Genomic DNA, 739 nt, shown 5'->3' with positions numbered 1-739 from the left:
GGCGCTTGTCGATCTCCAGCGCCTCGAAGGCGTAGAAGACGCTGGCGGCCTTCGTCCGCGCCGCACCCGGCAGGTCGTCACCACCGGGCGCAGCGGGTGGTAGGCGTGCTCGGCTACGGCAGCGGCTACGCCAACGTCCGAGTCGGCCTGAAGGGCGGCACCGCTCCTGCTCCGCTGGCCATGGACGTCTCCGGCGACATCGGCCTTCCGACCCAGGAGAGTTCCGCCTACGACGTCGCCAACGGTGCGGGCCGGCGCTCGCGAGCATGGCGCGTCGGCAGCTACGGCCCGAACAGCGCGATCACCTACGCGCTCGACGAACTGCGTCGGAAGTCGCGGGATCAGACCCGCAAAAACCCCTACGCCGGGGCGGCGGTCGACAAGCTCGTCTCGAACATCATCGGAACCGGGATCGCTCCGCGCTCGACCGCGGCACGGTCCACCGCCGGACTCGGCAAGGCGCGGGCGAAGAAGATCAAGGACGAAGATGCGGCCTTTCGCGCCGAGCTTCAGCGCCTCTTCCTCGACTGGACCGACGAGGCCGATTCGATTGGCGCCCACGACTTCTACGGCCTCCAGGCCCTGGCGGTGCGTGGTCTGATCGAGGGTGGCGAGACCTTCGTGCGGATGCGAACGCGACTGCCAAAGGACGGCCTGACCGTCCCGATGCAGTTGCAGATCCTCGAGGGCGACCACTGCCCGCACCTCAAGACCGACGCCACCGCCAATATCCGGCAGG

At 68.7% G+C, this 739-nt stretch carries 1 protein-coding gene; it reads left to right on the top strand.

The features are described 5' to 3' along the window. Window positions 1-180 precede the first annotated feature (180 nt). Window positions 181-739: phage portal protein (locus G3T14_RS24465; protein ID WP_163645047.1), on the top strand; the 559-nt coding region annotated here is incomplete at its 3' end.

Source organism: Methylobacterium sp. BTF04 (genome assembly GCF_010692745.1).
In the GTDB taxonomy this organism is placed as follows: Bacteria; Pseudomonadota; Alphaproteobacteria; order Rhizobiales; family Beijerinckiaceae; genus Methylobacterium.
The sequence above is the reverse complement of the archived record's forward strand: the minus strand, read 5'-3'. Positions and strand labels throughout refer to the sequence as shown.